The organism is Synechococcus sp. R55.2, from assembly GCF_047462075.1.
Lineage (GTDB): Bacteria > Cyanobacteriota > Cyanobacteriia > Thermostichales > Thermostichaceae > Thermostichus.
Genome location: NZ_JANSIH010000178.1, coordinates 1 through 798 on the forward strand (window position 1 = coordinate 1; position 798 = coordinate 798).

The following is a 798-nucleotide window of genomic DNA, read 5'->3' on the forward strand; positions in this document are numbered from 1 at the left end:
TGCCTATGCCCTGGGGCTTAAGCCCTGGCAAACCCTGTGGTGCATCATTTTGCCGCAAGCTTTCCGAATTGTCCTACCCGACATTGGCAATCAATTCATCGCCATGCAGAAAGACACTGCCCTGGCCAGTGCCATTGCTTTGCAGGAGTTGATGGGCCGGGCTCGACAGGCAGGTTTGCCGCGCCAGCACTTCTTCGAGGCTTTGGTGGTGGCAGCGCTGTGGTACTGGCTGCTGACGTTGATCTTGTCATTTTTCCAGGGACGCTTGGAACGGTACCTGGCCCGCTAGAGGAGCCTGACTCTAATCCGGCCATTACTTTGGTGTCTGCTTGCATACGTTTGTGGTTGCCCACAAAGACCGGCTGTGCCGTTCGCGATAGCAGGGGGCTCCAAAAACAGCCAGAAAGCTGGGGGACATCATCCTGCACTGACCTGCCGCAGTGGGTGAGAGAGGATCCCTGCCACCTCAAGCGGAATGCCATTCAAGAGGCAGGGTTGGCCTTTCGAGAGAGCAAAGACCCGAAGTTTCGCAGCGTCAGATCAGAGCTTTGCGGGATACTGCCATTCTGTTTGGCAACGAGCAGGATGCAATCGCTGCAGCCCTGGGCAACAGTGTATGGCTTCGCCATGCAAGCCATAGCCATTCCAAACTGGATTGGGACACTCCCCAAGCGTTCCGCGCTGCTTCCGCGACCACTCCCAGGGGAAGAGGGAAGTTAGGAAGCGATGCAACTTAAAGCTGTTCGTCAGCTAGAAATTGCAGGAGCCCCGCACTGTACCCGTAGGGTCAGTGTCGGG

At 56.8% G+C, this 798-nt stretch carries 1 protein-coding gene and 1 pseudogene; both read left to right on the forward strand.

The window, feature by feature from the left end:
- On the forward strand, positions 1–289 hold a 289-nt coding region (locus NW838_RS06250), incomplete at its 5' end, for an ABC transporter permease subunit (RefSeq protein WP_414427712.1).
- 94 nt (positions 290–383) lie between these two features.
- Positions 384–540: pseudogene (locus NW838_RS06255) on the forward strand (RNA-guided endonuclease TnpB family protein); the annotation flags it as partial.
- Between the last annotated feature and the right edge of the window lie 258 nt (positions 541–798).